Below are 7,205 nucleotides of genomic sequence, written 5' to 3'. Positions count from 1 at the left end.
CTTGGTCGTCTTGAAGGATCGACGCGATGGCCGTCTCTTATCTACGCAACACGCCCATCACGGGCAAGTCGTACACCACTTCCGTGGACGCAACCGGGTGTGAGGGACCGCCCGGCGAGACATCAGCGCATCCTTGGCGCGATGCGCCCGCCGTCAGCGCGCCACTGCTGGGCCAGGGTCAGCCAGCCGGCGCGGCCCGGCTGGACAGCCGGGAGCGGCCGGGTCGGCGCGAAGAGCGCGGCCGGTAGGTTCGCGCCTCGGATGCGCCGGGGAAGCGGGGGTGGCTCAGGGTTGCAACGCCAGAAACGCAGACGCACGGCGGGACCTCCTTCGCGTGTTGGAAAGGGCCGCCTCCGCCCCAAGGAAGGCGGCCCCGAAGCGCGACCGGCGGGTCTCGGGTCCTCCACCGGCTCACGCCGCGTGCCTTCAGCCTGCGATCAGGGGACTACGCTCAGAAGGAGGTCGATGTTTTCAGAGGCTTTCATCCGGGGGACCTGTGGACGATCTCGGCGCGCAGCTCCGGCAAGCTCGGTCTGAGGCCGGCGTCACGCTCGCCTCTGTGGCAGCGCGTACCTGCTACTCGGCGTCGCACCTGAGTAACGTCGAGGCTGGCCGGCGGGCCGCTACTGCTGACATCGTGCTCGCTTACGCGCGCGCGCTCGGGGAGGGCGACGTGAACCGTCGACAGGTGCTGGGTCTGGCGGCCGGCGTTGTCGGCCCGGTCGTGGCCGGCGAGCTGATCCGGGCCGGCTTCAGCGCCGCGCTGCACGGCCGAACCGCTGAGGACGACTGGCGCGAGCGAGTCGACCAGTATGGCCGGGACTACATGGCCGTAGGCGCGGCGGTGCTCCAGGCCCGCCTGGCGAGCGACCTCGTGATCCTTCAGCAGCACCTGGACACGCCCGCCATGTGGTCGCACGCGGCGCGGGCGCTGGTCACCTATGGCAAGACCACGCCGAACCCTGCCGAGGCGATCCGGTGGTATGACCTGGCGGCGACGGCAGCGGACCGATCTGACGATCTTGCCGTGCGTGTGTGGGTCCGGGGCCGAGCGGCTATCGCGCTCGCCTACGAAGGCGCAGCGCTGTCGACCGCGCGCCGGTACGCGGACCAGGCCGTCGCGCTGTCCGACCGGCCGTCGCTTGGGCGCGTCCAGGCGCTCATGGCACGGGCGCACGTTGCTGCCGGGCGCGGCGACCAGGCCGGCGCGGTCGCGCTCGACACCGAGGCGCGTCGGGTCTTCGATCACGTCGCGTCGCCGGACGGCGAGGTCTCCGACACCGCCGTCCCGCCGTGGCGCATGGCGACGTTCCGGAGCATGTTGTATGCCCGCCTCGGAATGTCGGGCCCCGGTAGCGAAGCCCAGGAGGAAGCCGACCGCACACGGCCGGCGGGCCTTCCGCGCTTCGCCACTCACATCGAGCTACACCGAGGGCTGACGATGGCGAAGGCCGGCGACAAGGCTGGCGGTGTCGCGTACGCCCGGCGAGCGTGGGACGCGCTCCCGGCCGAGCGGCGGTCGCAGAGTCTGGCGCTCATGCTGCGCGAGGTCGAGCGGGCCTGACGGCGAGCGCGACGCCCGGCCCGTGCCCGACTTCGCCCGCAGCCGTCACGCGCACGGCTGGTCGACCGGGCAGGCGTAGGCCGACCGGGCCCCGAGCTCCCACACCCGTACCGGGGTGCCGCAGCGCCGGCACGTCTGCCGCTTGTACACCCACCGCTCGTCCGGCGCCGCCGGGTCGCTGACCACCTGGCCGGCGTCCCGGCCCAGGGCCAGGTACCGCACGGCGAGGTCCCACAGCCGCCGGGCCGTCTCCGGCCCGACGCCCCGCATGTCCGGGTCGATACCGGCGAGGAAGAGCAACTCGGCCCGCCAGGCGTTGCCGATCCCGGCCCACACGCCCTGGTCGAGCACCGCGGCGCCGACCGCGCCCCGCACGCCGGCCAGCCGGGACACCGCCTCCGCCGGGTCGGCGTCGGCGCGCAGCGGGTCCGGCCCGAGCGAGTCGCGCAGCGCCCGCTCGCGGTCGCCCGGAAAGGGCTCGCACCGGATCGGGGCGATCAGGTCGTACGCGACGGCGCTGCCGGCCAGCCGCATCCGCACCCCGGAGCGCGGCGCGGTGGCCGGGTCGTCGTGGCGCAGGAACAGGCCTCGCATGCCGAGGTGCACGTGCAGGGTCGGGCTGCCGTCCAAGTGGTAGAGCAGGTGCTTGCCGTACGCCTCGACCGCGTGCAGCCGCCGCCCGTCGTACGGCCCGAGGTCGAAGCGGCCCTGCGGGCTGGAGACGGCCAGCACCTGCCCGGCGAGCGCGGCGTGCTGCTCGCGGGCGTACCGGTGGATGAGGTGCCCTTCGGGCACGTCAGCGGCGTGGGTCGGACACGGCGGGCACGGCGGCGGATACCCGGCACGCTCGGGGAGAAACCTCGGTCACCGGGGGAAGAAAGGCGATCGGTACGGAGTTGTAGTGGTTCGTGACCGATGTCGTCCCGCAGACCCGGCTGCTCGACATCCGGCGGATCTTCCTGGAGCCGGAGGCCGCCGCGCTTCCGCGCGGCCAGCAGGTGCTGGCCCGGTTCCCGGACGCGGAGCGGATCGAGATCGACAGCCACACCCGCATCCCGGAGCTGTACGGCGACGAGACGAACGTGGCCCGCTGGGTGCGGATCAAGACTGAGGCCCTCGTGCTGGGGGTGAAGAAGTCGCTCACCGCCCGGCCCAACGGCCGCTCCGGCGACTTCATCGCCCCGTCCACCGCAAACGGGTGTGCCATGGCGTGCGCCTACTGCTACGTGCCGCGACGCAAGGGCTACAGCAACCCGATCACGGTCTTCGCCAACATCGAACGGATCACCGGCTACCTGTCCAGGCACGTCGCGCGGCAGGGTGTGAAGCCCACCCCGAACCAGTGCGACCCGCAGGCGTGGGTCTACGACATCGGTGAGAACTCCGACTGCTCGCTGGACGCCCGGATCAGCGACAACGTCCGGGACCTGGTCGGGTGCTTCCGCGACCTGCCCACCGCGAAGGCCAGCTTCGCCACGAAGCACGTCAACCGGGACCTGCTCGACTGGGACCCGCGCGGGCGGACCCGGATCCGGTTCTCGCTGATGCCCTCCCGGGACGCCAAGCTGCTGGACATCCGCACGTCACCGGTCGCCGAGCGGATCGCGGCCATCGACGACTTCGTCGCCGCCGGCTACGAGGTGCACGTCAACTTCAGCCCCGTGGTCGTACGCGACGGTTGGCTCGACGACTGGGCGGAGCTGCTCGACCAGCTCGACTCCGGCATCGGGCCCCGGGCCCGGGAACAGCTCGCCGCCGAGGTCATCTTCCTCACCCACAACGACCGGTTGCACGAGGTCAACCTCGGCTGGCACCCGAAGGCCGAGGAGCTGCTCTGGCGCCCGGACCTCCAGCGGCCCAAACGCTCGCAGACCGGCGGCTGGAACGTCCGCTACCGGACCGGGCACAAGGGCCGCTACGTCGCCGCGCTGACCGAGCTGATCGCGGCCCGTGCGCCGTACTGCCGGATCCGGTACGCCTTCTAGGGCCTCGGCCCGCCGGGTGGGTCCGCCCGGTCAGGGCTTGCGGGCGACCCCGCAGTAGCCGTCCACCGTGGCCGACGGCACGCCGTCGGGGCGCCAGTGGCCCAGCGGCACGATCCCCGGCTCGACCAGTTCAAGGCCGTCGAAGAACGCCGTGAAGTCGGCGACCTCGCGCAGGTGGTACGGCACGGCACCGCTCTCGTTGTACTGCCGGTGCGACTCGATGACCCGCTCGCTGGTGGCCGTGCCGTCGGACATCGTGAGGTAGCTGCCGGGCGGCAGAGCCGAGACCAGAGCGCTGACGATGGCACGCGCCTCGCCCGGATCCTGGACGTGACCCATCACCCCAAGCATCATCAGCGCGATGGGCTGGTCGAAGTCGAGCGTCGCGCGGGCCTCCCGCACGATCTTCTCCGCGTCCCGCAGGTCGGCGTCGACGTACTGGGTGGCTCCCTCCGGGCTGCTGGTCAGCAGCACCCGGGCGTGCGCGAGAACCATCGGATCGTTGTCGACGTACACGATGCGGGCCTGCGGCGTGATCCGCTGGGCGACCTGGTGGGTGTTGTCGGCGGTCGGCAGCCCGGTGCCGACGTCGAGGAACTGGCGGATGCCGGCCTCGGCGGCGAGATACGTCACCGCCCGGCCAAGGAACGCCCGCGAGTACCGCGCCGCCTCGACGATCTCCGGGAAGACCGCCCGGACCTGGTCTCCGACCGCCCGGTCCGGGGCGAAGTTGTCCTTGCCACCCAGCCAGTAGTTCCACACCCGGGCCGAATGCGGCACCGTCGTGTCCAACTTGGAGGTCAGCTCTTCCACCGGTTGCTCGGCTCGGTGCTGCGACACGCTCTTCTCCCCTGCAGGCCCTGCGGCGTCAAGCTCGTAGCCTAACGGTGCCGCGGTGTCGACGTGGTACCGCGGATCGCGTAGGCGGTGGCGCGGTGCCGCCGTGCGCGGGCCTGCGGGTCGACGGTGGTGGCGCCCACCGGTCACGCTGGAGCGGTGATTCGTTTCCTGCTGAACCTGCTGTGGTTGGTGTTCGGTGGCGGCTTCGTGCTGGCGGTCGGCTACGGCGTCGCCGCGCTGATCTGTTTTCTGCTGGTCGTCACGATCCCGTTCGGCGTCGCGTCCCTGCGCCTGGCCGGCTACTCGTTGTGGCCGTTCGGCCGCACCCTTGTACCCAAGCCCGGCGCGGGCGTCGCCTCCGGCGTGGCCAACATCCTGTGGGTCCTCCTCGCCGGCTGGTGGCTCGCGCTCACCCACATCGTCGCCGGCGTCGCCCTGTGCGTCACGATCATCGGCATCCCGTTCGGCGTCGCCAACTTCAAGCTCGTCCCCGCCGCGTTCTGGCCGCTCGGCCGGGAGGTGGTCGAGGCACCCTGAACCGCGCCGGAACTCTGCCGTGGCCTTGCCGGCACGGTCCGGTCCATCGATACTGCTCATGGTTCGAGCCGGCCGTGGTCGAGGGCGAGGGCAACTCTCGATCGTCATCCGTCCATGCGCCATGCTCCGGAGGACCGATCCCCCATGAGACCCCTCAGCCGTAGGCTCCCGCGCCGCCTGGCAACCGCGGCCGTACTCGTCCTCGCCGGCACCCTGACCCTCGTCCATCAACCCGCCGCCGGCGCCGACGCCGTGCCGGTGACCGTCACCGTCAACACGAAGGCCGGCCTGGCGACCGTGCCGGACACCGCCCTCGGCGTCAACGACGCGATCTGGGACGCGCAGCTGGGCACCACCGCCGTGTCCGACCTGCTCAAGGCGGCCGGGGTGCAGATGCGCCGGTACCCGGGAGGCTCCTACTCGGACATTTACCACTGGGAGGACCACACCGCGCCGGGCGGCTACGTGGCGCCCGGCACCGACTTCGACACCTTCATGGCCGGCGTACGCCGCACCGGCGCGCAGCCGATGGTCGTGGCGAACTACGGCACCGGCAGCGCCGAGGAGGCAGCCGGTTGGGTGCGCTACGCCAACGTGACAAAGGGCTACGGCGTCACGTACTGGACGATCGGCAACGAGAACTACGGCAACGGCCACTACGGCGCCGAGTGGGAGGCCGACGACCACGCCGACAAGAGCCCTCGTCAGTACGCCGCGGAGGTCGTCGCGTACGCCGACGCGATGAAGGCGGTCGACCCGACCATCAAGGTGGGCGCCGTGCTGACCATGCCGGGGAACTGGCCGGACGCCATCGTGGCCGAGGGCGACGCCGGGAGCTGGAACCAGGTCGTGCTCTCGCTCGCCGGCTCGAAGATCGACTTCGTCGACCTGCACTGGTACCCGGGCGGGAGCACCGCCGCCGAGGCGGTGGCCAGGACCGAACACATCGTCGACGCCGTCCACCTCGCCCGGCGGCAGATCGCCGAGTACGCCGGCGCGTACGCCGCCCGCATCGGGATCAGCCTGACCGAACTCAACGTGGGCGTCGGCCAGAACACCCTGCCGGGCGCGCTCTTCCTCGCCGACGCCTACAGCGGCCTGCTCGCCAACGGCGTCTTCACCGTCCAGTGGTGGAACGTGCACAACGGCATCGGCACCGTGTCGACCGTGGCCGGGCAGACCGACTACGGCGACTTCGGCCTGCTCTCCAGCGGCAACTGCACGACGGACAACAGCGTCTGCCAGCCCCCGATGAACACGCCGTTCGCGCCGTACCACGGGCTGTCCCTGATGGGCAGGTTCATCGACACCGGCGACCAGTTCATCCGCGCCGGCTCGGACCGGGCGCTGGTCACCGCGCACGCGGTGCGCCGCCCGAACGGGGACGTCGCGGTGCTGCTGCTGAACAAGGACCCCGACAACGGGTACGTGGTCGAGCTGGACTACGCCGGCTTCACGCCGGCCGCGTCGGCGCCGACCGTGCACACGTACGCCAACGGCGACACGTCCGTCACCACTGCCCGGAAGGGGACGGCGACCAGCCAGACGCTGCCGCCGTACTCGCTGACCGTCGTCGAGACGCGGGGCGCGGGCACGGTGACCGGCGCTCCCACCGCGCCCGGACAGCCGGTCGCCAGCGCGGTGACCGACCAGACGGCGACGATCGGCTGGCCGGCGTCGCGGGCCGGGGCCGACCCCGTCGCCAAGTACGAGGTGTACCGGCAGCACGGCGCGGTCAGCGAGCAACTCGGGGAAACCTCCGGTACCTCGTTCACCGTGCGGAACCTGCGCCCCGGCACCCGGTACACGGTGAACGTGCTGGCCCGGGACACGGCGGGCCGGATCTCCTGGTCGTCGCCACCGCTGACGTTCGTCACCGGCAGCCCGGCGGAGAGCACCTGCACCGTGCGGTTCAACGTCGCCACCGACTGGGGCAACGGGTACGTGGCGAACATCGAGGTGGCCAACACCGGCCCGGACGCGATCCACGGGTGGACTCTCACGTTCGACTGGCCCACCGGGTGGCAGCGGGTGGACAGCGGGTGGAACGGCAGCTGGTCGCAGGACGGCTCGGCGGTGCGGGTGACGAATGTAAAGCACAACGGCGAGCTCGCGGCCGGTGGCGGCGCGACCTCGGCAGGCTTCGTCGGCGGGTACGGCGGCCCCAACGTGCTGCCGAGTGTCTTCCGGCTCAACGGAACGGTCTGCACGACGCTCTAGTGGTGGACGTCGGGGCGTCCCGTGACGGGGATGCCCCGACCCCCCGATGGCAATGGCCA

6 protein-coding genes are annotated in these 7,205 nt (G+C 71.7%); 4 read left to right on the top strand and 2 right to left on the bottom strand.

Annotated elements, in window-relative coordinates; genetic code table 11:
* Positions 1 to 496 precede the first annotated feature (496 nt).
* Entirely contained in the window at positions 497 to 1,564 is a 1,068-nt protein-coding gene (locus ABTW87_RS03290; RefSeq protein WP_350648032.1) for a helix-turn-helix domain-containing protein, read from the top strand.
* 45 nt (positions 1,565 to 1,609) lie between these two features.
* Here ABTW87_RS03290 and ABTW87_RS03285 read toward each other — a convergent pair whose 3' ends face one another.
* Positions 1,610 to 2,359 carry an Fpg/Nei family DNA glycosylase gene (locus ABTW87_RS03285; protein ID WP_350648030.1) on the bottom strand — a complete coding sequence of 250 codons (750 nt, stop codon included), beginning with the start codon at positions 2,357 to 2,359 and terminating at the stop codon, positions 1,610 to 1,612.
* 113 nt (positions 2,360 to 2,472) lie between these two features.
* Here ABTW87_RS03285 and ABTW87_RS03280 point away from each other — a divergent pair, with 113 nt between their 5' ends.
* The gene (locus tag ABTW87_RS03280) at positions 2,473 to 3,549 is read left to right on the top strand and encodes a spore photoproduct lyase family protein (protein ID WP_350648028.1); all 1,077 of its coding nucleotides are present in this window, start codon (positions 2,473 to 2,475) and stop codon (positions 3,547 to 3,549) included.
* Positions 3,550 to 3,579: 30 nt separating this feature from the next.
* On the opposite strand, the gene ABTW87_RS03275 is transcribed toward ABTW87_RS03280, so the two are convergent.
* A complete protein-coding gene (locus ABTW87_RS03275) occupies positions 3,580 to 4,389 on the bottom strand; it encodes an SAM-dependent methyltransferase (protein WP_350648026.1) in 810 nt (269 codons plus the stop codon).
* Positions 4,390 to 4,545: 156 nt separating this feature from the next.
* On the opposite strand from ABTW87_RS03275, the gene ABTW87_RS03270 reads away from it, so the two are divergent.
* Positions 4,546 to 4,926 (top strand): YccF domain-containing protein, encoded by a 381-nt coding sequence (locus ABTW87_RS03270; RefSeq protein WP_350648024.1) that lies wholly within the window; start codon positions 4,546 to 4,548, stop codon positions 4,924 to 4,926.
* A gap of 144 nt (positions 4,927 to 5,070) precedes the next feature.
* Positions 5,071 to 7,146, top strand: a complete 2,076-nt coding sequence (locus ABTW87_RS03265; RefSeq protein ID WP_350648023.1) for a cellulose binding domain-containing protein — start codon at positions 5,071 to 5,073, stop codon at positions 7,144 to 7,146.
* Positions 7,147 to 7,205: the final 59 nt, after the last annotated feature.

Origin of the sequence: Micromonospora sp. NPDC126480 (assembly GCF_040302465.1) — a bacterium.
In the GTDB taxonomy this organism is placed as follows: domain Bacteria; phylum Actinomycetota; class Actinomycetes; order Mycobacteriales; family Micromonosporaceae; genus Micromonospora.
This window is presented reverse-complemented; position numbering and strand designations above follow the sequence as displayed.

Excerpts from the sequence above, each read along its gene's own strand:
- ABTW87_RS03265 (WP_350648023.1), top strand. The coding sequence starts at position 5,071 with ATGAGACCCCTCAGCCGTAGGCTCCCGCGCCGCCTGGCAACCGCGGCC.